At 71.4% G+C, this 23,135-nt stretch carries 20 protein-coding genes and 1 tRNA gene; 10 read left to right on the top strand and 11 right to left on the bottom strand.

The features are described 5' to 3' along the window. Window positions 1-485 precede the first annotated feature (485 nt). The 4 genes from AQI95_RS05065 to AQI95_RS05050 are packed head-to-tail and all read left to right on the top strand — an operon-like array spanning window position 486 to window position 3,846. Entirely contained in the window at window positions 486-1,487 is a 1,002-nt protein-coding gene (locus tag AQI95_RS05065) for a terpene synthase family protein (RefSeq protein ID WP_067117961.1), read from the top strand. Beyond that, on the top strand, window positions 1,484-1,681 hold the full coding sequence (locus AQI95_RS05060; protein ID WP_067117958.1) for a hypothetical protein: 198 nt from the start codon (window positions 1,484-1,486) through the stop codon (window positions 1,679-1,681). The genes AQI95_RS05065 and AQI95_RS05060 overlap by 4 nt, the downstream gene beginning before the upstream one ends. 20 nt (window positions 1,682-1,701) lie before the next feature. Further along, complete coding sequence (locus AQI95_RS05055; RefSeq protein ID WP_159056455.1) at window positions 1,702-2,925, top strand: NAD(P)/FAD-dependent oxidoreductase; 1,224 nt, start codon at window positions 1,702-1,704, stop codon at window positions 2,923-2,925. Window positions 2,926-2,973: 48 nt separating this feature from the next. Next, on the top strand, window positions 2,974-3,846 hold the full coding sequence (locus AQI95_RS05050) for an SAM-dependent methyltransferase (RefSeq protein WP_067117952.1): 873 nt from the start codon (window positions 2,974-2,976) through the stop codon (window positions 3,844-3,846). 93 nt (window positions 3,847-3,939) lie between these two features. On the opposite strand, the gene AQI95_RS05045 is transcribed toward AQI95_RS05050, so the two are convergent. Both AQI95_RS05045 and AQI95_RS05040 read right to left on the bottom strand, forming a co-directional pair. Further along, window positions 3,940-4,452, bottom strand: a complete 513-nt coding sequence (locus tag AQI95_RS05045) for a GNAT family N-acetyltransferase (protein ID WP_067117949.1) — start codon at window positions 4,450-4,452, stop codon at window positions 3,940-3,942. A gap of 271 nt (window positions 4,453-4,723) precedes the next feature. Then, window positions 4,724-4,948, bottom strand: a complete 225-nt coding sequence (locus tag AQI95_RS05040) for a hypothetical protein (protein ID WP_067117946.1) — start codon at window positions 4,946-4,948, stop codon at window positions 4,724-4,726. A 187-nt stretch (window positions 4,949-5,135) separates the two neighbouring features. On the opposite strand from AQI95_RS05040, the gene AQI95_RS05035 reads away from it, so the two are divergent. Next, the gene (locus AQI95_RS05035; protein ID WP_067118743.1) at window positions 5,136-6,299 is read left to right on the top strand and encodes an MFS transporter; all 1,164 of its coding nucleotides are present in this window, start codon (window positions 5,136-5,138) and stop codon (window positions 6,297-6,299) included. A gap of 27 nt (window positions 6,300-6,326) precedes the next feature. Beyond that, window positions 6,327-6,752 (top strand): SRPBCC family protein, encoded by a 426-nt coding sequence (locus AQI95_RS05030; protein WP_067117943.1) that lies wholly within the window; start codon window positions 6,327-6,329, stop codon window positions 6,750-6,752. 51 nt (window positions 6,753-6,803) lie between these two features. Here AQI95_RS05030 and AQI95_RS05025 read toward each other — a convergent pair whose 3' ends face one another. From AQI95_RS05025 to AQI95_RS05005, 5 genes are all read right to left on the bottom strand, one after another. Further along, window positions 6,804-7,079 (bottom strand): hypothetical protein, encoded by a 276-nt coding sequence (locus tag AQI95_RS05025; protein ID WP_067117939.1) that lies wholly within the window; start codon window positions 7,077-7,079, stop codon window positions 6,804-6,806. Between the two features lie 61 nt (window positions 7,080-7,140). Then, entirely contained in the window at window positions 7,141-8,316 is a 1,176-nt protein-coding gene (locus AQI95_RS05020; protein WP_067117937.1) for a permease, read from the bottom strand. A gap of 101 nt (window positions 8,317-8,417) precedes the next feature. Beyond that, the gene (locus AQI95_RS05015) at window positions 8,418-9,344 is read right to left on the bottom strand and encodes a hypothetical protein (protein ID WP_067117934.1); all 927 of its coding nucleotides are present in this window, start codon (window positions 9,342-9,344) and stop codon (window positions 8,418-8,420) included. Window positions 9,345-9,446: 102 nt separating this feature from the next. After that, window positions 9,447-9,890, bottom strand: coding sequence for a hypothetical protein (locus tag AQI95_RS05010; RefSeq protein ID WP_067117931.1), 444 nt, complete (start codon window positions 9,888-9,890; stop codon window positions 9,447-9,449). A gap of 141 nt (window positions 9,891-10,031) precedes the next feature. Continuing rightward, window positions 10,032-11,363 (bottom strand): cytochrome P450, encoded by a 1,332-nt coding sequence (locus tag AQI95_RS05005; RefSeq protein ID WP_067117930.1) that lies wholly within the window; start codon window positions 11,361-11,363, stop codon window positions 10,032-10,034. Window positions 11,364-11,858: 495 nt separating this feature from the next. Between AQI95_RS05005 and AQI95_RS05000 the strand changes: the two genes are divergently transcribed. Continuing rightward, a complete protein-coding gene (locus AQI95_RS05000) occupies window positions 11,859-15,776 on the top strand; it encodes a Pls/PosA family non-ribosomal peptide synthetase (RefSeq protein ID WP_244188626.1) in 3,918 nt (1,305 codons plus the stop codon). A 102-nt stretch (window positions 15,777-15,878) separates the two neighbouring features. Here the strand turns inward: AQI95_RS05000 and AQI95_RS04995 are convergent, their stop codons facing one another. Continuing rightward, window positions 15,879-17,408, bottom strand: coding sequence for a CoA transferase (locus AQI95_RS04995; RefSeq protein ID WP_067117927.1), 1,530 nt, complete (start codon window positions 17,406-17,408; stop codon window positions 15,879-15,881). Window positions 17,409-17,628: 220 nt separating this feature from the next. Here AQI95_RS04995 and AQI95_RS47155 point away from each other — a divergent pair, with 220 nt between their 5' ends. Further along, complete coding sequence (locus AQI95_RS47155; RefSeq protein WP_067117924.1) at window positions 17,629-18,072, top strand: MarR family winged helix-turn-helix transcriptional regulator; 444 nt, start codon at window positions 17,629-17,631, stop codon at window positions 18,070-18,072. A gap of 209 nt (window positions 18,073-18,281) precedes the next feature. On the opposite strand, the gene AQI95_RS04985 is transcribed toward AQI95_RS47155, so the two are convergent. Continuing rightward, window positions 18,282-19,286 (bottom strand): chitinase, encoded by a 1,005-nt coding sequence (locus tag AQI95_RS04985; protein ID WP_067117921.1) that lies wholly within the window; start codon window positions 19,284-19,286, stop codon window positions 18,282-18,284. A gap of 312 nt (window positions 19,287-19,598) precedes the next feature. Between AQI95_RS04985 and AQI95_RS04980 the strand changes: the two genes are divergently transcribed. Together AQI95_RS04980 and AQI95_RS04975 are read left to right on the top strand one after the other, a co-directional pair. Further along, entirely contained in the window at window positions 19,599-20,387 is a 789-nt protein-coding gene (locus AQI95_RS04980; RefSeq protein WP_067117918.1) for an SAM-dependent methyltransferase, read from the top strand. A 114-nt stretch (window positions 20,388-20,501) separates the two neighbouring features. Further along, window positions 20,502-22,199, top strand: coding sequence for a DUF885 domain-containing protein (locus tag AQI95_RS04975; protein ID WP_067117915.1), 1,698 nt, complete (start codon window positions 20,502-20,504; stop codon window positions 22,197-22,199). A gap of 181 nt (window positions 22,200-22,380) precedes the next feature. Here the strand turns inward: AQI95_RS04975 and AQI95_RS47150 are convergent. Both AQI95_RS47150 and AQI95_RS04970 read right to left on the bottom strand, forming a co-directional pair. After that, a tRNA-Tyr gene (locus AQI95_RS47150) sits at window positions 22,381-22,471 on the bottom strand. Between the two features lie 139 nt (window positions 22,472-22,610). Then, complete coding sequence (locus AQI95_RS04970) at window positions 22,611-23,030, bottom strand: hypothetical protein (RefSeq protein ID WP_067117912.1); 420 nt, start codon at window positions 23,028-23,030, stop codon at window positions 22,611-22,613. Window positions 23,031-23,135: the final 105 nt, after the last annotated feature.

Genomic DNA, 23,135 nt, shown 5'->3' with positions numbered 1-23,135 from the left:
TACGGTCTGCCGCCGCCCTCTTCGTCCGGGCCCCGCGCGAACGGCGCCTCGGCGAACCGACTTCGAGGAGCCCCTCTCCCCCGGCGCAGCCCGGCGCGCAGGCCAGGTCGACCAGCGCCCGCGCCGACCCGTCCGTGCACAACAGCGCGTCGTAGGAGGAGAACAGCGCTTCACCTCGCGCGGTCGGACACACGTACCTCTCCTTCCGGAAGCGTGGTACTTCCGCGGGCCCGCCTCGCGGGACATCCTGATGTCCCAGACATACGACCGCGGCTTCCACGTCGGCCCGCCGTTTCCGCGGCGGCGCGCGAGATCGGGCCAGGACCGCCGGACTCTCCACCCGCGAACCAGCAATTCCTCGGCCAGCCATGACTACTTGTCGCCAAAACGCCTCCTGGTCGCCTGCTCGCACTTCGCATCGGGGATGTTGGCCATGCGGAGGCGTGAACGCAGGTCACGCCGGCGGGCGGTCGCAGGAGGGGCTCATGGTCATGCCGCAGGACATCGTGTTCCACCTTCCCTTCGCTCCGGACGTCAGTCCGGACACGGACGGCGCCCGGCAGCGCAGCCTCGACCGGTGCCGGCGCCAGGGCCTGGTGACACACCCCGTCGACCAGGAGCGCTTTCTGCGCTGGGACATCGCCGGGCTGATGGCGGCATGGGTCCCGCGAGCCTCGGGCGACCAGCTGGATCTGGCGGTGGACGCGGTCGTCGTGGCCACGTTCCTCGACGACCAGTTCGACGGTCCCCTGGCCACCCGGCCACGCCGCGTCGCCGCGGCCTGCGCCACCTTCATTGACGTCATCAGCTCGGGCGGAGTCGCGCCGACCGGTGCGGGGCCGCTGGTCGGGGCGTTCGCGCAGGTGTGGCGCCGCCTGGCCCACCAGGCGTCGCCCGCCTGGCTGGAGCGCACCGGGCGGCACTGGCGGTGGTACCTGACCGCCTACGCCGAAGAAGCACGCAACCGGGCACACCGCCGCACCCCCACCCGGGCCGAGTACTTCTCCCTGCGGCGAAAGACGGGCTTCGTCTACGCGATGCTGGACCTCAGCCAGAAGGCGTACGGCTTCGAAGTCCCGCCCCACCTCGACGCGGACGCAACGGTCCGCCGCATGCTCGACATCACCGCCGACGTCGTGGACACCCTCAACGACGTCCATTCCGTCGAGAAGGAGGAGTCCCGCGGCGACCTTCACAATCTGGTCCTGGTCATCGAGCACGAAGTCGGCTGCGACCGCAGCACCTCGATCACCGAGATCCAGCGGCTGATACACAGCTGGTGCGAGGAGTTCGTCGCGCTGGAGGGGACGCTTCGGGACGGCCGGCCTCGGCAGGACACCGCGGTCCTCGCGCCGCTCGCGGAGTGCATGCGCAGCGCGATGAGCGGCTACCTGCTCTGGAGCCGGACCTGTCTGCGCTATGCGCGGCTCGTGCCTCCGGGTGAACCCGCCCTCGTCACGGATCTCCTGACGGGTGGTCGACCATGAGCGCGCGTCTGCTGGCGGCCCGTCCCGTCCGGTCGGGCCGGGCCCTGGTCGTCGGCGCGGGAATCGCCGGTCTGCTGGCGGCCCGGGTGCTGGCCGACCGTTTCCGCGGGTCGAGATCCTCGAACAGGACCCGCTGCCGACGGAGCCCCGGCAGCGCCCCGGCGTGCCTCAGGGACACCATGTGCACGGTCTGACCGCACGGGGCGCGGAGGTGATGGAGCGTCTGTTTCCCGGACTGCGCGACGAGCTGACCGATGCCGGCGCCCCGGGCGGGGACTTCGGGGAGATCGTGGCGTTCCGGTTCCCGACCTGCTGGTCGCCGCGTGCCAGGACCGGGATCCCCCTGCAGACCTTCAGCCGCCCCTTGCTCGAGACCCGCCTGCGCGACCGCGTACGGAGCCTGCGCAACGTCCGCGTCCGTGCGGGCGTACGGATCACCGGCCTGATCGGCGATCCCGGCCTGGTGACCGGAGTACGTACACGCGGCGAGCGGCGTGTCGGCGCCGACGCGCACGAGCGACACCGCATCCCGGACGTCCTCGCCGCCGACCTGGTGGTGGACGCGAGCGGGCGCAACTCCCGCCTGCCGGACTGGCTGACCGAACTGGGCCTGCCCGCCGTCACGTCGACGGTCATCGACGCGCATGTGGGCTACGCCTCCCGGCTGTACGCCGCCCCCGAGCCGCACACGCCGCCATGGGCCGCGGCCATGGAGATCGTCCAGGCACCCCGAGTCGGCCGAGGGTTCATGGCCACGCGAGTCGAGGGCGACCGCCTTCTGGTCACCCTGCAGGGCTCCGGCGGCGATCACCCGCCCCATGACCCGGACGGCTTCACCGCTTTCGCGGAGAGCCTGCGCACCCCCCTGGCCGACCTTCTCACCCACCTCGCTCCGCTGTCCGCCGTACGCCCCTACGCCCACTGCGCCAACCGGCGCACCGACTACCACCGGCTGCCGGCGTGGCCCGACGGGCTGATCGCACTCGGCGACTCGGTCTGCGCCTTCAACCCGCTCTACGGTCAGGGGATGGGTGTCGCCGCCATGGAGGCCGACCTGCTGCACACCATGCTCATGCGTGCGCGGTCCCTGACCGGTCAGGGTTTCACTCAGACCTTCCAGCAGCGGGTGGCTGCTCTGACCCGCCGGCCCTGGATCATGTCGACGGCGCAGGACCGCGGCTGGCAGCGCGGCCCCGCCGCCCGCTCCACCCGCATCACGGACACTCTGCTGACGTGCGCGCACCGGACCATGTCCGCCGACCCGGACGTGTTCCGGCGATTCCTTGCCGCGATGCACATGACCCGGAGTTCCGCCGTACTGCTGCATCCACGCACGGTCCTCGCCCTCGCCACGACCGCACTGCGCCCCGACGCCAGGGCGCACGACGACACCCGCCTGTGGTGGGGCCACACACCCCACACCCGTCCACACAAGTGATCGCAAGGGAAGTGAATCGACATTCTCGATGTGGGGAATTCACCCGTCATGACCGAGAACGCCAAGGATGACAGCAATACACCGGACCATGAGGAGGCGACCCGCCGCTACTACGAGAGCAACGACGTCGACGCCTTCTACGACGCCGTCTGGGGCGGTGAGGACATCCACGTCGGCCTCTACGCCCATGCGCAGGAGGCGATCGCGGACGCCTCGCGGCGCACCGTGCAGCACGCGGCGGACCGGGTCGAGGACCTGCTCGGCCCGGATGCCACGGTGCTCGATCTCGGCTCGGGGTACGGCGGTTCGGCCCGCGCGCTCGCCGAGCGCTTCGGCTGCCGCGTGGTGGCCCTCGACCTCAGCGAAGGGCACAACCGGCGCCACCGCGCGGTCAACGCCGGGCGGGGGCTGGACGGTCTGATCGAGGTCGTCACCGGCTCCCTCGGCCACCTCCCCTACGAGGCGGAGCGCTTCGATGTGGTCTGGTCCCTGGAGGTCCTGTGCCATGTGACGGACCGGGAGCGCGCGCTGGCCGAGGCGGTGCGCGTGCTCAAACCGGGCGGAGCGCTGGTCTTCTCGGACATCATGGCGGCCGAGGAGACCCCGGCACAGGCCCTGCGGCCCGCGCTGTCCCGGCTCGGCGCCGAGAGCCTCGCGACGCCGTCGTTCTACCTGGAGCACCTGTCCGGACTGGGGCTGAAGGCCGACTTCGAGGATCACACCGCGGACCTTGCCATCCACTACGCACGCCTCGACGAGGAGGTGCACCGTCGCGCGGCCGAGCTGCGAAGCGTCATCAGCGCGGCCTACCTCGACGACCTGCTGGCCAACCTGCCGCTGTGGACGGACATCACACGCCGCCGACTGCTGCGCTGGGGTCTCTTCCACGCCCGTCGCGGCGCCGGCGCGACTGCCTCGTGAGGTCCATCTGACAGGCCCCGGCCCACCCGTACCTCGGGTGGGGTGTGCCGCGCACGGAGAGGTTGGCTTCTGCCGTGCGCGGCACGGGTCGGCTCAGATGCCGAACGCGGCGGCGTAGTGGACGGTTCCGCCGGGGAGCGGATGGTCGCCGTCGAGGCTGAGCGCCATCAGGGCGTCGTCAGGGACGTCGATGGTCAGGCCGATGCCGTGGTCCGAGGCGCGGGTGAACCCGAACCGCGGATAGTAGGCCGGATGCCCGAGGACGACCACATGGCGTTCCCCGAGCGACCTCGCCGCGGCCAGGGCGGCACGGATGGCCGCGGCGCCCGCACCGGTGCGCTGCCGCTCCGGGCGGACGGCGCACGGGGCCAGGCACAGGGCCGGCGTGCTGTCGATGCGGCAGCGGGTCAGCAGGGCGTGGCCCGCAAGGCGGCCGGCCTCGTCCGCCGCGACGAGGGAGAGGCCCTCGATCCAGGCGGTCGGGTCGGCGCGCAGGGCATCGACGAGGTCGGCCTCGGCGGAGGTGGGGAAAGCGGCGAGGTTGATGTCGCGAACGGCGGCGATGTCGGCGCTGGTCTCGGCGCGCGTGATCCAGGTGGTGGACATGTCGAGGGAAGATCCGTTCCAGAGATGTTCGTGGGGTTGCCCCGCCGGCTCACGTTCTCGGCGAAGGCGGACAGGAGGAGGGTCAGGCCACGGCCCGGGACGTGAGGGAGACGCGGGCGCTGCACACGGTGGCCTTGAGCGCGGTCATCAACCTCACCTCCCTCGTCCTCAGCTCTTGATCACGAACGAACGCGACAACCCTACACCGGTCCGAGCACTCGTCCACCTGCATGACGGCCTCGTGAGCGCGCCCGATCGGCCGTTGCGGGGCCTACGGCTGATCCGGCCAGGCGGCCAGCACGCCGGCGGTGTGTTCGTCGGTGAGGACGACGCGCGTTCCGGGCAGACCGCCGTACTCGCCGACCCAGCGGCGGAACTTGTCGCGCGCGGTCTCCTCGCGGGCCCACCAGCCATGCTGCCGCGGCCGGCCGCCGGTGGCGAGCAGCAGGTGATAGCGGTCGGCGCTGCTCGTTCGCAGCGGATCCCTGTCGTGCACTCTTGAATTAGGCCACATGTTCGATTTGCTGGGCAAGCATCAACGCTCCGAGTGTGGGTTCAGCGAGCCCCGCGGCAGCTGAAATGGGTTGCGGCCGGACGGGAGAGCCCGGTGAGGTACTCCTATGGAAGGCACGGTCACGGGACGGACGGCTTCTTGGCACGGTCCCGCGGTGCTCGTGGCCCTGATGCTCGCCGCCTTCACCTTCAACACGGCGGAGAACCTGCCCGTCGGCCTCCTGGAGCTGATCTCCGCGAACCTTCAGGTGTCACTGTCGGCGGTCGGCCTGCTGGCCACCGGTTACGGGGTGACGGTCGCGCTCGCTTCGGTGCCGCTCGCCCTCGTCACACGGGCGGCGCCCCGACGTCATGTGCTCACGGGACTGCTGGCCGCGCTCGTCGTGTCCAGTCTGGTCGCGGCGCTCGCGACCTCCTACGGGCAGCTCCTCGCGGCGCGACTGCTGACCGCGCTCGCCCAGGCGCTCTTCTGGGCCGTGACGGGGCCGGTCGCGGTGGGCCTGTTCGCGCCCGAGGTCCGCGGGCGTGTGGTCGGGGCGCTGTCCGTCGCCGGTTCGCTCGCCCTCGTGCTCGGTGTTCCCGCCGGCACCTGGCTGGGCCGGCTGAGCGGCTGGCAGGTGCCCATCGCCGTACCTGCAGCGCTGGGCCTGCTGTCTCTGGTGACGATCGCCGCTCTGCTGCCGACCTCGCCGCCGGAGGAGGAGCCCGCCGCCCGCGGAACCGACCCCGACACCCGCCGCTTCGGGACCGTACTGGCGGCCGGGACCCTGTCCGCCACCGGGGCGTTCACCGGATACACCTACATCGTGACGTTCCTGGGTGAGGTGAGCGGGTTCTCGCCGGGCACCGTCGACGCCCTGTTGGTGGCCTTCGGCGTCGCGTGTCTGGCCGGGGTGAGCGTCACGGGGGCGGTACTGGACCGCTTCCCCCGCTCGGCACTGGGCACGGCCGTGGCCACGCAGGCCGTGGGCATGCTCGGCCTGTACGCGGCGGGCACCCACCCGGCCGCGGCCGTGGTCTTCCTGGCGCTCATGGGCGGTGCGCTCGGCCCGGTGTTCATGACCACCCAGACCGAGATGCTGCGGTGCGCGCCGGGCCGCACGGACATCGCGCTCGCGGCGAACTCCGGTTGCTACAACGCCGGCATCGCGGCGGGCGCCGCGCTCGGAGGACTGATCCTGCCGCTGGCCGACGTACGGTGCGCCTTCCTCGCCGGGGGGCTGCTGACCGCCGGGGCGTGCGCGGTGCTGCTGGGGGCGAGGGGGCGGCCTGTCGCAGATGCGCCGTCGGTCGACGGTTCCTGTCGGGCGCACACTGTAAGCAGAAGGCCGTAGGCCATCAGCCGCACGTGGAGGTGAGCCATGAGCACCCTCGAGCTACACGTCGACGTCGGGGTTCCGGTCGACAGGGCCTGGGAGAGCCTTCACCAGGTGGAGAACTATCCGAGTTTCGTGGAAGGAGTGCGGGGCGCGCGTACGGAAGCCGGGGGCCGAGCCCATCTGGAGGTCGAGGCAGGTGGCCGGGCCCGGGAGGTCGAGGCCGAGGTCACCGACAGCGGCGAGCACGTGATGGAGTGGCTCACCACGGGCAGCCCCGGGATGACGGGCTCCTTCTCCGTTCAGCCGGTCGATGAGAATCACACCCGGATCCAGGCGCGGCTGCAGTACGACCCCGAGGCCGTCCGGAACACCTTCGGCGGGCCGAAGGGCTTCGCCCAGACGAATGCGATCGAACGGCTCGTCCGCGGCGATCTGGAGCACTTCAAGGAGTACGTGGAACGAGGCTGAGCGGCAGGAACACGGTGGGCACGGTATCGCCGGGGACGCCGGGCAGGCCGCTCAGATCTCCATCACGGCAGCGCAGTCCGGGCAGACCAGGGTTGCGTATTCCTCGGGATACCAGGGTGTGCCGGGGCGGTCCGGGGGTGTCCAGTGGGCCGTCTCCATGGCGAAGGTGTCCTTGCCGCACAAGGTCCGTGGTCCCGCGGCGGCGCGCGATCCCGGGACCGCGGGTGACGCGTGCACCCTGCGGACGCGCCGTTCCGCCCCGGCCGACGGGCCCGCGGAGCGCGTGGCCGACGGTTTGTCGACCTCGTAGACGACGATCTCGCTCATGCCTCCACCGTAGGCGGTTCAGCGGGGCCCGGCTCTCCGCCCCGGGGTGAAGTGCCGGTTCTCAGTGGTGGCCGTGCCGCATGCCGTGAGTGTGGTCATGACCGGTCTCGGGTGAGCCGCCCATCATGCGCAGCATGGCGGCTCCTCCGGTGCGCAGGAACCGCACCAGGAGCACGGTGGCGAGGGCGAGGAAGGCGATGTTGAGCCAGGTGGTGTAGTTCCAGCTGACGCCTTCCATGGGGAGCTTGGCGTCGGCCTGGTCGGGGATCAGGCCGAGCCCGCCGAAGGCGAACTCGACGGCGTATCCCGCGACGACCATGGCGAGGTAGAAGGTGCCGAGGAGGAAGGCGGCCATCCTCGCGCCGTAGTACTTCCGGTAGATGTTGAGGATCGGCAGGATCAGCAGATCGGCGAAGATGAACGCCACCACACCGCCGAAGCTGATTCCTCCCTTCCACAGCACCACGGCGAGCGGCACGTTGCCGATGGAGCACACGAACGAGGCGATCGCCACCAACGGGCCGACGAGGGGGCCCCAGAGCTTGGCGGCGAGCGGATGGCCCTCGAAGAAGAAGGTGCGCCAGAACGAGTCCGGGACCCAGGCGGCGATGGCACCGGCGATCAGCAGGCCGGCGACCAGGTCGCGCAGGATCGCCGCCCACTCCATGACGAACACATGGCTGGTGGCGGTGAAGCCCTCCCGGGAGAACAGTCGGCTGGTGAAGGAGCCCTCGCGCCGCACGGACATGTCCATCGCGGCATGCCCCTCCATCGACCCGGCAAGGCCCCGTTCCGCCTGTTCGCGCGCCTGGCGCAGCAGTCCCGTGCGCAGGAACAGCCGGAACAGCACAGCCAGCACGACGATCATGACGGGGCCGCCGACGAACTCGGCGGCCGTGAACTGCCAGCCCATCAACAGCGCGAGGATGACGCCGAGTTCGACCACGAGGTTGGTTGAGGCGATCTCGAACGCCATCGCGGCGGTGAAGTCCGCGCCCTTGCGGAACAGCGAGCGGGCCAGCGCCACCGCGGCGTAGGAGCAGGACGAGGACGCAATGCCCAGGCCCGCGGCGACGGCGAGGGTGCGCGGCCGGTCGTCGCCGAGCAGGGAGACGACGGTGGACTTGCGGACGACGGCCTGGACGACGGCGGACAGTGCGAAGCCCAGGATCAGCGCCCAGGTGATCTCCCAGGTCATGGACCCGGTGATCGACAGTGCGTGCAGTACGGGGTGCATCTGTGAAGCCTTCCCTCCGAGGTGCGGCGTGCCCCTCGCCGGGGCGCCCTCCTGCCGGTCCGGGTGCGGGGCGCCGCCGCAGGTGCGGCGCCCCGCCGGGGTCAGCCGACCCGCAGGGTCAGGGCGGCGGTGTGGAGTGTGCCGCCGGTCCGGAACTGCAGGAACAACCGCCAGTTGCCGCTCGTGGGCAGTTCGGCGTGGAAGGCCAGGTCCGGGCCCCCGTGGTCGCCGGTGACCTTGGTGGTCGGGTGGAGGTGGGCGAACGCCGTGTCGCCTTCGTGGAAGGCGGTCAGGTGGGCGTAGCTGTTCAGGTAGGGCTGCAGGTCGGTGACGGGCTTGCCGTCCTTGGCGAGGGAGACGGTCAGCGGGTGCTCCATTCCCGCCATGGGCGTTCCCTCGACGGTGACGGTGTACCCGTCGACCTGCGTGCTGCGGGCGGGGGCGGGCAGCGGGCTCTTCGTGGCCTGGCCGGGCACGGTGAAGGTGCGCGACAGCACGAAGCCCTTGCCCTTGCCGGTCCCGGACCCGGGGGTGAAGGAGGAGAACATGCGCCAGGTGCCCGGCCGGAGGGAGGCGAGGTCGGCACGCCAGGTGCCGTCGGCGGCCATGGTGGGGTGGATGTGCTGGAAGCCGGTCAGGTCGGAGCGGATGGCGTAGAAGTGCATCCGCTTGGTCTGTTCGGGGGTGAAGTCGGTGACCGGCTTGCCGTCCGGGCCCGTGATCGTGAACCGGAGGGCCACCTGCCTGCCCGACGGCAGGTTCGCGTCCGTGGCGGTGAAGCGGTAGCCGCCCTGGGTGTCGGACAGGCCGTTGCCGGTGGCCATGTGGTCCATGCCGGGCATGTCGCCCATCGCCTGCGACGTGCTGGGTGAGGGGGACACGGTGGACTCGGCCCCGTGGTGCATGCCGGGCATGGACGAGGTGTCGCGGGAGGAGCCGCAAGCGGCCAGCGTCAGCGCGAGGGCGGCTGCGGCGCCCGTCGCGGCGAGGCTGCGACGGCGCGCGGTGGAACGAGTGGAAGAGATCATCGATGGGGGTCTTTCCGGGTGGGCGCACCACACCGGCGGTGCGCGGAAGTGAGCAGGGCACGGTGCCGGGTCCGGCGTGGGCCTGGATCCGGCGGGTGCCTGTCACGTCCGAGCGACGCACACCTGAAGCAGCAGGTCTCGTCCGCGGGCCGGTGGCCCGCGTCGTCCCGTCCCGTCGGCGGCCGCGCGCAGTCGCGCCGATACCCACAGGGCGAGGGCCCCGGCGCCTGCCACGGCGAGCAGGCCGGGTGCGGGCAGGGGGAACCGCTCGTGGGCCGGGGTCGAGACGCACAGCGTCCCGGCCGTCCCGGTTGCGGCGGCGGCTCCGACGGCGGGGCCGGAAGCGTGCACGGGCGAGGCGGCTGCGGGGATCGGGGCGGCGTGGTGGCCGTGGGCCGCCGGCGCCGCCGCCATCGCGGGCGTGGCGTCGTGGCAGCCCTCCGCGGCCGTGGCCGGGGCGCCGTGCATGAGGAAGACGCCGATCAGCACCGCGCACACCGCCAGCAGTCGGGCGATGTCTCGCCTGCCTGCCCGGGTGCGGTCCACGGTGATGTCCTCTCTCGTCCACTACCTGCAGCGCGACTATACCCTGGGAGGGTATCGGACGCTCGTTCTCGGTTCGAGATCCTCCCCGCGAGTCGGCCTGCGGGCGGCCGACCGGCTCCCGTCGTTCGTGTACGGCCCGGTTCAGACGAGTGGTGGTTTCAGGGTTGCGGGGGCGGGGCCGTCGGGGCGGACGGTGATGCCGTACGCCGTCCTGGTGGGGACGGACCGGAAGGCAGGGGTGTGGGCCGGCAGCAGGCGTTCGAGCAGGGCGGTCGATTCGCGGAGCGCGAATTGCAGACCGAGGCAGGCGCGGGGACCCATGCCGAAGGGGAAGTAGGCGCCCGGGTGGGTGGGGCGGCCGTCCGGGGTGAGGAAGCGCCGGGGATCGAAGCGCTCCGGATCCGGCCACAGTTCGGGGTCGCGGTGCGTGAGGTACGGACAGACCAGGATGTCGCTGCCGGCCTCGACGGCATGGCCGGCGAGGGTGTCGTCCTTCGCGGCGTGGCGGGGCAGGAGCCAGGCGGACGGGTAGAGCCGGAGCGTCTCGTGGACCAGTGCCTGGACGGCCTGGCGGCGTCGCGCTGAGCCCTCGTCGCCCCCGGCGAGCGCTTCCTCGCGGGCGGCGGGGTATCGGTCGAGGAGCAGGTAGAGCCAGGTCAGGGTGGTGGCGGTGGTCTCGTGCCCGGCCATGAGCAGCGTGACCAGCTCGTCGCGGATCAGTCGGTCGGTGTATTCGGGGCGCTCGGTGGCGGCATCGATCAGCACGTGCAGAAGGCCCGGCCCGTCGGGGCCGGCCGGTCTGCTGCGTGCCGCCTCGATGGCATGCCCGGCGGCCGCGTCGATCCGGGCGAGATCGGCGGCGACGGCCTCCTGCGCGTGGGCGGCACCGGCGGGCAGCGTCGGGAGGGCGGCCGTCACGGCCGCCACCGCGCCCAGCTCGCGCTCGGTCTCGTCGTCGAGGGGGTGCCCGGTCAGAGAGCGCCAGATGGCGTCCAGGGCGAAGCGGCGCATCTCCACCCCGACGTCGAAGGTCTGCCCGGTGCGGGCGTATCCGTCCCAGCGCCCGGCGGCGGTGCGGGCGGCCTCGGTGATCCGGTGTTCGTAGCGGCGCATCCCGGTACCGGTGAACTGGGACTGCAGCAGACGGCGTTGCCGCTTCCAGGCCGCGCCGGCGGCGGAGAGCACACCGTCGCCGACCAGCAGCCGGGCGCGATGGGAGCGCTTGACGTACAGCTCCGGGGACCGAGCGAGTACGTGCTGGACCGCCTGCGGGTCGGTGACGAGAACGGTGGGAGCAGGGCCGAGGCGGAACGCGGCGATGCCACCGCACCGCTCACGCACCCGGGACAGCAGCTCGATCAGCTCACCTCCCTCCTCACGCCACCGTTCCACGAGTGCGGGTTCGGCCTCGGGCACCGGCCGCGCCGTCTCGGAGACGTACGGAAGGGAGCCGGGACCGGCTTCGATGTCCATGCTTCTTCTCCTGGTCAACCGCTCGGTTCGGCCTGACGGAGCACCGACGGCACGGACTGTACGGGAGCGCGCGCGGGCTCGGGACTCACATCCGAATTGCGCAGGCACCGGCGGGCAAGGTCGACCGAAATCTATCCATCGAACGTTCCCCGAACATCTTTCCGATGGGATTCACGGGCGTGAGATTTTTATCCCCAGCTTATTTGCCACAACCGTCATGACAATCTCGTGACAAATTCAAAAATGGTAAGTCCGCAGGTCAGCGCGGTCCAATTTTAAAATTCCACCCATCAAACGCTTTTCACAGATTCTTGATCGAGAAACCACAGGTCGCTCCCCCTACGGTTAATTCACCGATCACAGGACTCCGACACGAGGGGGATGGCGAAATTGACATCCAAGGTGGCGGCAAGGAAATACAAAGAACTCGAAAGTGGCCGGTTTTCGCCTCACCGCACCGGCGGGCAGGCGATCTACCGGTCCGCCCCTGCAGCGGTGCCGCACACCCTGCTCGACCTCCTTGAGCGCTCCGTCGCCGAAACGCCGGACGACCTCGCTCTGGACGACGGCACCGTCACGCTGTCGTACCGACGGCTCGCCGAAGAGGTCGAGCGCATCCGGCGCGTTCTGCGGGCCGAGGGCATCGGACGGGGCGACCGGGTCGGTGTCCGCATGGCCTCCGGCAGCGTGCCCGTGTACCTGGCGATCCTCGGCGTCCTCGCCGCCGGCGCCGCGTACGTGCCGGTCGACGCTGACGACCCGGACGAGCGGGCCGAACTGGTCTGGCGTGAGTCGGGGGTCTGCGCCGTACTGAGTGACGGGTACGTGCTGCGGCCGCGCCCCGCGATCGTGCCGCGCGGCCGGGACGGCGGCCCGGGGCCGGACGACGACGCCTGGATCATCTTCACCTCCGGTTCGACCGGAAAGCCCAAGGGTGTCGCGATCAGCCATCGTTCGGCCGCCGCCTTCGTGGAGGCGGAGGCCCGGCTGTTCCTGCGCCGGGCGCCGATCGGCCCCGGCGATCGCGTACTGGCGGGGCTGTCCGTCGCGTTCGACGCCTCCTGCGAGGAAATGTGGCTGGCCTGGAGCCGTGGCGCCTGTCTGGTGCCCGCGCCGCGCGCCCTGGTGCGCACCGGCGCCGACCTCGGCCCGTGGCTGCAGGAGCGCAAGATCAGCATCGTCTCGACCGTGCCGACCCTGGCCGCACTGTGGTCGCGGGAGATGCTCGCCGCCGTACGGCTGCTGATCGTCGGCGGTGAGGCCTGCCCGCCCGAGGTGGTCAGGCGCTTCGCCTGTCACGGCCGCGAGGTGTGGAACACCTACGGCCCCACCGAGGCGACGGTGGTCTCCTGCGCCACACGGCTCGCCGACGGCGAGCCCGTGCGCATCGGCCTGCCGCTGGACGGCTGGGAACTCGCCGTCGTCGACCCGGGCGGCGAGCCCGTCGCCTGGGGAGAGACCGGTGAACTGGTCATCGCCGGTGTCGGCCTCGGCCGCTATCTGGACCCCGTCAAGGACGCGGAGCGGTTCACGGCTTTACCGTCCCTGCACTGGGACCGCGCCTACCGCAGCGGCGACCTCGTACGAGCCGATCCCCAGGGCCTCGCGTTCGTCGGCCGCGCCGACGACCAGGTCAAGATCGGCGGACGGCGCATCGAACTCGGCGAGGTCGAGGCCGCGTTGCTCGACCTGCCCTCCGTCGCCGCGGCCGCGGCCACGGTCCGGCGCACGGCCGGCGGACTCGACGTGCTCGTCGGCTACGTCGTCCCCTCCGACGGCGATCCCGCCGCGTTCGACCGGGCCGACGCCACCCGGCGGCTGCGCGAACGGCTGCCCGCGCCCCTGGTGCCCAGGCTCGCCGTGCTGGCCGAGTTCCCGACCCGTGGTTCGGGCAAGGCCGACCGCGACGCGCTGCCGTGGCCGCTGCCGGCCGAGCCCACGCCGCACCGGGCCGCGACCGCCTCCGCGTACGACGCGCACGCCGGCGGCCGGGCTGCGGGCGGCCTCGCCGGGGGTGCGGACCGAATCGACCCGGTGATCACGTGGCTGCTCGGTGTCTGGAGCGACATGCTCGGCGCCGCCGTGACGCGCGAGGACGACTTCTTCGACCTCGGCGGCACCAGTCTCGCCGCGGCCCGGCTCGTGTCCGCGCTGCGCGAGCGCTTCCCGGAGGTCTCCGTCTCCGACCTCTACCACCATCCCACTCCCGCCGCGCTGTACGCCCACATGGTCTCCAGCGCCGGGGCGCCCGCCTCCGGCACACCACCACGCCTCCAAGGGGCCCGCGACGGCCGGGACGCGCAGGGCGGAGAGGCCGCGCGGGGCACACCCCGGTGGACCGGCTGGGCCCAGACGGCGCTGCAGCCGCTACTGCTCTGCGTCACAGGCCTGCGCTGGGTGCTCTGCCTCGGGCTCACCGGCAATGTGCTCGCCGCCGTCGGCCGCACCTCGTGGCTGCCGACCGTTTCCTGGTGGCTGCTCGCCCCTGCCTGGCTGGTGCTGCTCACCTCGCCCGGCCGCGTCCTGCTGGCGGCAGGGGGCGCACGGCTGCTGCGCGGCCGGATCGGGCCGGGCGAGCACCGGCGCGGCGGCCTGGCCCATCTGCGGCTGTGGACGGCGGAGCGCTGGGTGGCCGCCGTCGGTCTCGCCGGTGTCTCCGGCACCCCGCTGGCCGCCTGGTACGCACGGCTGCTGGGCTGCACGGTCGGCAAGGGCGTCGACCTGCACGCCCTGCCGCCGACCACGGGCCTCGCGCACATCGGCGACGGCGCGTCCGTCGAGCCCGAGGCGGACATCGCCGGATGGTGGATCGACGGCGACCGGCTCCGGGTCGGCGCCGTACGGATCGGAGCCGGAGCGAGCGTCGGCGGACGTGTCACCCTGCAGCCCGGCGCGGAGATCGGTGACGGAGCGGAAGTCCGCACCGGCAGCACGGTGTCCGAGGGCACGAGGATTCCCACCGGCGCGTGCTGGGGCGGATCCCCCGCTCGGCCGCAGGCCTCCGAGGCCCACTGGCCGCCAGAGCGCGCGGCCCGGAGCCGGGCCTGGACGCTCGCGTACACCCTGACGCCCGCCGTGCGCGGCCTGTTGACGGCCGTCGCCACGGCCCCCGCGCTGCTGACACTCGTCGCGGTGTCCGGCGCGGCCGGTCCGTCCTGGTCCGACCGGCTGCTGTGGCTGCTGCCGCTGGTGCTCCTCGGCACCTGCTGCGAGGCCCTGCTCATCCTCGCCGTGATCCGCTGCGCCGGCCGCGCGCTGAAGCCCGGTACGCACCCTCTGCACAGCAGGGCGGGCTGGTCCGCGTGGCTGACCCGCGACCTGATGGCCATGGCCCGCACCGCGCTGTTCCCGCTGTACGCCGGCCTGTTCACCCCTGTCTGGCTGCGCCTGCTCGGCGCCCGGGTGGGGAAGGACGTCGAGTCGTCGACCGTCGTCGCCCTGCCCCGTCTCCTGCGCATCGACGACCGGGCCTTCCTCGCGGACGACGTGCTCGCCGCGCCGTACGAGACACGCGGCGGATGGGTGCGGCTGGGGAACTCCCGGATCGGCGAGGGCGCCTTCGTCGGCAACTCCGCGGTCGTCGGCCCCGACCGGTCGGTCGCGGACGGCGCGCTCATCGGCGTCCTGTCCGACACGCCCGTCACCGTGCCGGAGGGCTCGTCCTGGCTGGGGCGCCCGGCGATGCGGCTGCGCCGGGTGGCGGAACGGCACGACCCCGCCCGCACGTTCGCCCCGCCGCCCGTCCTGCGCGCCGCCCGCGGCGCGGTCGAACTGTGCCGTGTGGTACCGCTGTTGATCAGCTCCGGCCTCCAACTCGCCCTGACCTACGCACTGCTGTACTTGTGGCACTTCTACGGCGCCGGGTGCGCGGTGGCCGCGGCGGGTCTGCTGATGTGCGGCGCCGCCGCGGTCGCCGGACTGCTCACGACGGCCGCGAAGTGGGCGCTGATGGGACGCTTCACCGCCGAACGGCACCCGCTGTGGAGCGCGTTCGTGTGGCGCAACGAACTGTGGGACGTCTTCGTGGAGATGCTGGCGGTGCCGTGGCTGGTCACCCCGGCGACGGGCACCCCCGTGCTGAACTGGTGGCTGCGCAGCATGGGCGCGAGGATCGGCCGGGGCGTCTGGTGCGAGACGCACTGGTTCCCCGAGCCGGACCTCATCAGCGTCGGAGACGGCGCGGCCGTGAACCGCGGCTGTGTTCTGCAGACCCACCTGTTCCACGACCGGGTCATGCGGCTCGAACCGGTCGACGTACGGAGCCGGTCGGTGCTCGGCCCGCACAGCATCCTCCTCCCGGGCAGCGCACTGCAGGAGGCGGCGCGGGTGGGCGCGGGCTCGCTGGTGATGGCGGCGGAACGGGTGCCCGCCGCCGGGCGCTGGGAGGGCACCCCGATCACCCGAGCCGACTGAACGCCCCTCGCCTCACCCCCACGGCGTCGGCCGCCCGCATCGCCGGGTCGGCCGGCGCCCGCCGCCACGCTCCGCACCGTCGGCGTGCGGGGGTCAGGGGCGTCAGCCGTACCGGGGCAGCCAGACGGGGGCGCCGGCGCCGCGCGGGAGGAGGACGTCACGGAAGCGGCCGGGGGTCCTGGACATGATGACCTGGTCGGTGACGCCCTGGTAGTGACCGCAGGGGGTCTCGGCGGTGAAGGTGTCGGGGTCGAGGTAGGCGTGCGGGGAGTCGGGGTCGGGGTCGAGGGCGACCTCGTGGGCGTAGTCGCGGTCGAAGACGCCGAGGCTGAGGATCCAGGTGGCGATGCGGGTCAGGTTGAGGGTGACCCGGTAGCTGCCGCCGTCGGTGGCGCGGCGCATCAGTGCCGCGAGCACGCCGGTGGTGGCCAGCCAGGACAGGACGTAGTCGTTGACGACGCTGATGTACGGCAGGGCGGGCGTGCTGGTCGGCCGGGCCGAGACGCCGTCCGCGCCCTCCATCAGCATGATGCCGCTGAGCGCGCCGGCGGTCTGGTCGAAGCCGACGCGGTGGGTCCAGGGGCCGCTGTCGCCGGCCAGCGAGATGCTGAGGTGGATGATGCCGGGGCGGACGACCGCGGCCTCCTCGGCGCTCAGGCCGATCTTCTCCAGGTAGCCGGGGCGGCGGTTGGCGTAGAAGATGTCGGCGTCGCGCAGCAGTGCGCGGATCCTCGCGCGGCCCTCGGAGCCGTAGGGGTCGATGGTGGTGGAGCGGACACCGACGTTGGCCGTGTTGTACGTGGAGTCGTGCTCCAGCTCGCCCGGCCGCCAGATGTTCAGCACGTCGGCGCCGTGCTGGGCGAGGTCGCGGCCGACTCCGGCACCGGCGATGATGTGGCCCATGCCCAGGGCGCGTACGCCCGACAGTGGCTGGGCGACGGCGCTGGAGAGGGGTTCGGGCGCGCTGTCGCCGATCTTCTCGATCCTGATGAGCGGTTCCCGGGCGATGTACGTGTAGGCCGGTTCCCGCAGGAACTCCTCGGTGGTGCGCAGCATCGGCATGACCACGCCGACCTCGTCGCCGGCCTGCTCCAGGTCGGCGGCGTTCCACCGCGCGACGGCGTCCGCGACGGCCTGCTTCTCGGGCCAGGTCCGCAGCAGCTTGTAGACACCGTTCTTGATCTTCGGGTAGGGGTTGAGCGGCATGACCCAGCGGCCGTCGCGTGCCTGGTAGAAGTCGAAGCCGAGGGGGTTGGCCGGGTCCGCGGGCGTACCGCCCGGGTAGCCGCCCAGCAGTTCCCACTTCTTGTCGTAGAAGGGGCACAGCCGGTGCGGGGCCTTGCGCAGGTCCATCGTGATTTCCTGGCCCTCGCCGCCGCGGTGCCGCCAGAGCGCGGCCAGGGCGACGGACTTGGCGGTCATGCCGAGGGCGGGGACGGCGCCGAGGCGCATGATGCTCGGGACGATGGGGTCACTGCCGATGAAGGTGATCTTTCCGCCGCTGTCCGCGGGACGCAGTCCGGCCGAGGCGAGGACTTCACGCAGGGCTTCGTGGATGTCGAAGCCGTCGTCGTGGGTGACCGGATGGGCGACGGCCTTCCGGATGCGGTCGGTGAGTTCGTCAGCGCTCATGAGACGGGGGGCCTTTGCGGAGTGCGGGGCGCGGGGTGCGAAGTGCGGGGTGCGGAGGGCTGGATCAGGGCGCGGCCCAGCGCGAGGTCATTCAGTTGTAAAAGGCAACACACCCACTGTAGATCCGGGCGACAGATGTTGCAAAATGCAACTCACAGCCTCATGGCAGGCATGTGATCATGCAAGGGCGCGGACTTCGAGGAAGGGAACGGACACCTACGTGACCGACGACGACAGACAGCTCCCGGGGCTCGTACGCGAGCTGGTGACCCTCTCGAGGCGCTTCAGGTCCAACGCCGATCGGCTCCACCCCGACCTGAGCTTCGTCGACTACTCGCTGCTGACCGAGATGGCCGAACGGAACGGGGCCCGCGCGGGCGACCTGGTGGGCCTCTACAACCTCAACAAGTCCACGATCAGCCGACAGGTCACCGCCCTGCGACAGGCCGGTCTGGTGGTGCGCGAGCCCGACCCGGGCAATCCCCGCGCCCAGCTGCTGCACCCCAGCGACCGCGGCCGTGAACTCCTCGCTCTCGCCGACGCCCGGATGCGGCGCGAGGTCGACATGCGCACCGAAGGCTGGTCCCCGGACGAGGTCAGGGCTCTGCGCACGCTGCTCGCCCGTTACAACGGCGCCGCGTCCGCCGCCGTCGAGGACGTGTGACGGGAGATCGATCGCCCGGCACGGCGAGTGCCCGGTCCGGGATGCGGTCAGGCATCGTTCGGCCGGCACGGCGGACGCCCGGTCCGCGATGCCGGCCGGGCATCGAGGGACCGGGCGCCGGCACCGGATCTCTCGTCGATCCCCTCTCCGGGACCGCTCCGGATCCCCTGAGTCGGGACCACTCTCGATCCCTCACCGACCGCGGTGGGTCACCGCAGCGTCCGGGTGAACTGGTAGGCGCTCTGCGGGGTTCCGCTGCAGGTGTCGGAGAGCTGGCCGTTCGTCTTACAGGCCTTGTCCCGGCCCAGGGACCAGAAGGACAGCTCCTGAATGCCCTTGGACGCCGCGAAGTTGGCCAGTGTGGTCGCGTTGGCGGTGGTGAACACCTCGGCCTTGGTGTCGTTCACCCCGATCATCGGGGTGTTCCCTTCCATGGCCCACAGCTGCGCCGAACTCCTGGTCGTCCAGATCCGACCGAGCTGCGTGTGCAGGGCCGTCGCCGCATCGGTGGCGGCCTTGCCCATGTCCGTCGCCGGCCCGTAGTCCATCGTCATGATGTTGACGAGGTTCACGTTCAGCCCGTTGCTCTTGGCATTGCCGAGCAGACTGATCGAGTTCTGCTCCAGGCCGGTGGGGTTGACCGGCAGGGTGTACTGGACGTCCAGACGGCGTCCGGCTGACGCGTACTCACTCTGCAACTGCGCCAGGGCTTTGTTACGGCGGTCGTTGGCGGCGGTGTTGTCGAGCGTCGAGCCCTCGATGTCGAGGTCGACGCGGGTGAGGTTGAGACCGTCGATCACCCGCTTGTACTGGGCCTTGAGCGAGGACACCGAGGTGCAGGCCGCGCCCAGCTCCGTTCCGGAGGCGCCGCCGAAGGAGGCGATGACGTCACCGCCCGCCGCACGGAGCGAGTTGATCGCGGAGATCCACGAGGCGTCGGTGATCGAGGTGTCCCCGTTGAAGGTCGCGTTGCAGCCGTTCCCGGCGATGACGAAGGCGAGCGTGAAGTACTTCTGCCCTCCCTTGCCGCGCGCATCGGCGAGGACCGAGGGGGAGTTCCAGGTCTCCGCGTAGGGCGCGGAGTAGCGGGCGGGAAAGCCGGGGCCGGGGTTGGCCGCCGTCGGGGCGGCGGATGCCGCTGGAGCGAGTACGGGGGTGATCGCAGTGCCGACCGTGACGGCAACGCCCAGCATGTACCGGCTGATTCGACGCATGTGTCCTCCAGGTGCAGCGCGCGATGCGCGCCGGTGGGGGTAGAGGCATGACACGACCAGGTGTTCATCAACTTGAACACCCTCTGCTCACATGAACAGGCTGGTGTCATTAAGGCCTAGACCAATACCGTCGTCAAGCCCCCTCGCAGGAATGCGCAGACCTTCGCGCCGCGAACACGCGACCCCGGTCGGGGGCCGAACTCCCTTGCCGGATACGGAGAGACGCACCCGCCCGCGAGTCCGTCCGTACGACGGGCAGAGTAGGGTGATCGCGTACTGGTCTGATCCATTCGCCGGCGCCACGGAGTTGCCATGACGACCGCCTCGCAGTCGCCCCTGCCGATAGACACCAGCAGGGCACATCCCGCACGGGTCTACGACTGGCTCCTCGGCGGCAAGGACAACTACCCGGTCGATGAGGCGGTGGGAGAGCAGCTGCCGCCCGAGGCGAAGCAAGCAGCCCACCAGAACCGCCAGTTCATGCACCGGGCCGCCGCCTGGCTCGCCCAGCAGGGCATCGACCAGTTCCTGGACGTCGGTACGGGAATTCCGACCGAGCCCAATCTCCATCAGATCGTGCAGGGCATCCTGCCGACGGCGAAGATCGTGTACGCCGACAACGACCCGATCGTCCTGCGGCACGCCGAGGCGCTGCTGGTCAGCGTGCCCGAGGGAGTGACCGACTACATCCAGGCCGATGTACGGCAGCCGGACGCCATCGTCCGACATGCCAGGGAGGTCCTGGACTTCACCCGCCCGATCGCCCTGTCTCTGATAGCGCTGATGCATTTCATCGCCGACGAGCAGGACGCGCACGGCATCGTCCGCGATCTGGTCGCCACGCTACCGCCGGGCAGCTATCTGGTCCTGTCGCACGCCGCGTCGGATCTGTATCCGGAACTCGCCGCACAGGTCACCGCCGAATACGCCAAGGGCGGTATCCAGCTCGGTTTCCGGACCCGGTCGGAGGTGGCCCGGTTCTTCGGCGGCCTGGACCTGGTCCCGCCCGGCCTGGTGACGGCGACGGAGTGGGTCGCCTCCTCACCGGCCGCCGCACCGGAAGGAAGCGGTATATACGCGGGAGTGGCCCGCGTCCCCTGACCGCGCCCGCGCCCGGACCCGCACAACGCGAGAGAGGCTCCTCCGGCCGAATTCGGGAGACCTCGTCAAAGGCGCTGCTGACACCGTCGACGACCGTCCGCCAGCATGAGGAACATGCCCGAGACGCCGAGCACGCCCCGCCGGATCGCCGACGACCACGTCGCGCAGGTCGCCGCCCTCGACCCCATGACGTCCACCCGACTCGGCCTGCACCCTGAGGACGACCGGCAGCCCGACCTGTCTCCGCAGGGCTTCGAAGCGCTCGCCGAAGTGGCCCGCCGCACGCTGTCCAGGCTCGAACGCGTCGAGCGCGACGCCGAGAAGGACGGTGAGGTGTGGGAAGGCGCCGAGCGCAACTGCGCCCGGCTGCTGCGGGAGAGGCTGACCGCGCAGCTCGGCCTGTACGAGGCGGGTGACCACTTCCGTGAGCTGCGCAATGTCAACTCGCCCCTGCACACGGTGCGCGGCATCTTCACGCTGATGCCCACCGACACCGACGAACACTGGGCGGCCGTCGCCGGGCGGCTGCGCAACGTGCCCGGTGCGCTCGACCGCTACCGCGCCACCCTGAGCGAGGGCATCGCCCGCGGACTGCTGTGCGCACCCCGCCAGGCTCGGGCCGTCATCGGCCAGCTCTCCGCCTGGACCGGCCAGGACATGGGCGGCGCCGGCTGGTTCGCGACATTCGTCGCGGACGGCCCGGATCGGCTCCGGCCCGAGCTGGACACCGCCGCGGACCGGGCGACGGCCGCGGTGGCCGACTTCACCGATTGGCTGCGCGGTACCTACCTGCCCGCCGCGCAGGGCACGCCGGACGCCGTCGGCCGCGAACGCTATCTGCGCTCGGCACGCTCGGCGATCGGCGCGCCTCTGGATCCGGCCGAGGCCTGCGGCTGGGCCTGGGAGGAGTTCCATCGGACGGCCGCCGAGATGCGGGCGGAGGCCGACCGGATCCTTCCGGGCGCGACCGTCCGGGAGACCATGGACCATCTGAACCGGCACGGGCACGCCATCACGGGTGAGGAGAACATCCGAGCCTGGCTCCAGCAGATCATGGACGAGGCGATCGACGCCCTCGACGGTACGCACTTCGACATCTCCGGACCGGTGCGCCGGGTCGAGACGCGGATCGCACCCCCGGGCAGCTCAGGCGCTCCCTACTACAACGGCCCCAGCCTCGACTTCAGCCGCCCCGGGCGCACCTATCTGCCCACACTGGGTCAACAGGCCTTCCCCACCTGGGAGATGGTCAGCACCTGGTACCACGAGGGAGTCCCCGGCCACCATCTGCAGACCGCTCTGTGGACCGCCGCCGCAGACCGACTCAGCCGCTACCAGATCACGCTCGGCGCGGTCGTCGCCGACAAGGAGGGCTGGGCCCTGTACGCCGAGCGCCTGATGGACGAGCTGGGCTTCCTCACCGATCCGGCCCGCCGCCTGGGCTATCTGGACAAACAGATGCTTCGGATCATCCGCGTGATCATCGACATCGGCATGCACCTGGAACTCGCCGTTCCCGCCGACTCCGGCTTCCACCCCGGCGAACGCTGGACCCCGGACCTCGCCACCGCGTTCATGGCCGCCCACCACGGCAGCGACACCGCCCGCCGCACCAGTGAGATCGACCGCTACCTGGGCTGGCCCGGCCAGGCCATCGGCTACAAGCTCGGCGAGCGCGCCTGGCTGCAGGGCCGAGAGGCCGCCCGGCGCCGCCTCGGCACGGGCTTCGATCTGCGCGCCTGGCACATGAACGCACTCACCCAGGGCTCCCTCGGCCTGACCGACCTGGCCGACAACCTCGCCTCGCTGTAGACGGCGGTTCTCCCCCCGCAGCACGGCGGGAATCTTCGCGCCCCGGACGACGGGCCGCCGGAACGACGAAACCGCCCGCCTCAACTCCCACGTGGCGGGCGGTCCGTGTCGTACGTGTGCAGAGATCGAGGTCGGCGACGGCGACGTACGTGTCCTGGGCCGCTGGACGACACCGGCATCGCACCGGCGACGGGATTCGAACCCGTGTCACGCTCTTTACAGGAGAAGTAGCCGCAGCCTGCGCACCTGCACGCTGCGACAGTACCGCCGGCCGGACTGGTGGTGCACGCGAGTTTCACCGACGGGGGCGACCTGCGCGCACGGGACGCCCCACGCGTCGCCGTTGCGCCCGTCCTTCCAGGTGCCGGTCCCCCTCCGTACCGGGGGACCGGACCGTTGCGTCGGCGAGGTTCAGCGGACCGTCACGTTGAAGACCGGTGAGGCCGTCTTGCCGTTGACGATGCGCAGGTCGTTCTTGCCCTTCAGGCCGAGCTTCACGCGCAGCGAGTAGGAGCCGTTGTGCTGGACGGGCGTGGACGCGGGCAGGCTGACCCACGTGCCGTGCTGCTTCTGCTGCAGTGTCACCTTGGTCCCCGCCTTGATGCCGGTCGTCTTGCCCGTGACCCGGAACTGCTCCCAGGCGCGGACGGAGGACACCGACGGTACGGCGGTGATGGTGGCCTTGGCGGCCGGAGCCTTCTGGACGACGGCGACGGGAGACCCGGTGTGCGCGGCGGGCGTGGCGGCCATCGCGGTGCCGGCGAGGGCGATGGAGGCAGTGCCGAGAGCGCCGACGACGGCGATGCGCAGGGAGCGTCGCTTCGAGACCATCACAGGTTTGTCCCTTTCCATGGGAGATCAGAGTCTTACGCTGAAAGCGCACTACGTGATGATTGGCGTAGTCACTAGAAGTGACGTCACGACGTAGCCGGCCGT

Origin of the sequence: Streptomyces yokosukanensis (assembly GCF_001514035.1) — a bacterium.
Classification (GTDB): Bacteria; Actinomycetota; Actinomycetes; order Streptomycetales; family Streptomycetaceae; genus Streptomyces; species Streptomyces yokosukanensis.
Note: the sequence above shows the minus strand (reverse complement) of the source record. Positions and strands in the feature narration are given on the sequence as shown.

Excerpts from the sequence above, each read along its gene's own strand:
- AQI95_RS05020 (WP_067117937.1), bottom strand. The coding sequence starts at position 8,316 with ATGCACCCCGTACTGCACGCACTGTCGATCACCGGGTCCATGACCTGG.
- AQI95_RS05035 (WP_067118743.1), top strand. The coding sequence starts at position 5,136 with ATGCTCGCCGCCTTCACCTTCAACACGGCGGAGAACCTGCCCGTCGGC.
- AQI95_RS04980 (WP_067117918.1), top strand. The coding sequence starts at position 19,599 with ATGACGACCGCCTCGCAGTCGCCCCTGCCGATAGACACCAGCAGGGCA.
- AQI95_RS05015 (WP_067117934.1), bottom strand. The coding sequence starts at position 9,344 with ATGATCTCTTCCACTCGTTCCACCGCGCGCCGTCGCAGCCTCGCCGCG.
- AQI95_RS05025 (WP_067117939.1), bottom strand. The coding sequence starts at position 7,079 with ATGAGCGAGATCGTCGTCTACGAGGTCGACAAACCGTCGGCCACGCGC.
- AQI95_RS04970 (WP_067117912.1), bottom strand. The coding sequence starts at position 23,030 with ATGGTCTCGAAGCGACGCTCCCTGCGCATCGCCGTCGTCGGCGCTCTC.
- AQI95_RS05030 (WP_067117943.1), top strand. The coding sequence starts at position 6,327 with ATGAGCACCCTCGAGCTACACGTCGACGTCGGGGTTCCGGTCGACAGG.
- AQI95_RS05045 (WP_067117949.1), bottom strand. The coding sequence starts at position 4,452 with ATGTCCACCACCTGGATCACGCGCGCCGAGACCAGCGCCGACATCGCC.
- AQI95_RS05005 (WP_067117930.1), bottom strand. The coding sequence starts at position 11,363 with ATGGACATCGAAGCCGGTCCCGGCTCCCTTCCGTACGTCTCCGAGACG.
- AQI95_RS04995 (WP_067117927.1), bottom strand. The coding sequence starts at position 17,408 with ATGAGCGCTGACGAACTCACCGACCGCATCCGGAAGGCCGTCGCCCAT.
- AQI95_RS05055 (WP_159056455.1), top strand. The coding sequence starts at position 1,702 with ATGGAGCGTCTGTTTCCCGGACTGCGCGACGAGCTGACCGATGCCGGC.
- AQI95_RS04985 (WP_067117921.1), bottom strand. The coding sequence starts at position 19,286 with ATGCGTCGAATCAGCCGGTACATGCTGGGCGTTGCCGTCACGGTCGGC.
- AQI95_RS05060 (WP_067117958.1), top strand. The coding sequence starts at position 1,484 with ATGAGCGCGCGTCTGCTGGCGGCCCGTCCCGTCCGGTCGGGCCGGGCC.
- AQI95_RS05050 (WP_067117952.1), top strand. The coding sequence starts at position 2,974 with ATGACCGAGAACGCCAAGGATGACAGCAATACACCGGACCATGAGGAG.
- AQI95_RS05065 (WP_067117961.1), top strand. The coding sequence starts at position 486 with ATGGTCATGCCGCAGGACATCGTGTTCCACCTTCCCTTCGCTCCGGAC.
- AQI95_RS04975 (WP_067117915.1), top strand. The coding sequence starts at position 20,502 with ATGCCCGAGACGCCGAGCACGCCCCGCCGGATCGCCGACGACCACGTC.